Below are 493 nucleotides of genomic sequence, written 5' to 3' on the forward strand. Positions count from 1 at the left end.
ATGGTCCTTATGCATCAACTGAAGAGGCATTTAAGCGCCGTGCTCGTACACCAGAAGAATTTGCTATGGTTGTTGGTTACGATCTTGCAGATGCATTGGTTGCAGGCCGATTAGAGTACAGTTTAGCTTCTTTAAAAGCTGCTATTTCTAGTAATCCCGATATGGTTGCGAAAGGAAGTATCGTTGTTGATGGCCGCAAAGCATTAACTCGTGGTATGCGAAAGTTTGGTGATAAGTTTGGCCGAATTGGCTTATGGGTGATGAACTCAGATACATATTTCGATATTGTCGATGATGCTATCACTAAGCAAATTTACGGTGAATCTGAAATCGTTATCTATGGTGGTTTACCAGGAACCTTAGGAAAGCCGGTATTGGTGACGGATGCTGTAGGTGATAACGATGCTTTTGGTTTGCAGTATGGTGCTGTAACTGTAACTGAATCACAAGTACCGGGCTTCCGAGCTTATGACATCAATGATGAAGAAAACTT

1 protein-coding gene is annotated in these 493 nt (G+C 42.2%); it reads left to right on the plus strand.

Translation table 11 applies throughout. The annotated features are described in order from the left end of the window. Window positions 1–493, plus strand: a 493-nt coding sequence (locus tag GBI66_RS19170) for a major capsid protein (protein WP_228267314.1), incomplete at both ends; no start/stop codon positions are given.

It is taken from the genome of Acinetobacter sp. TUM15071 (genome assembly GCF_008980925.1).
Classification (GTDB): domain Bacteria; phylum Pseudomonadota; class Gammaproteobacteria; order Pseudomonadales; family Moraxellaceae; genus Acinetobacter; species Acinetobacter dispersus.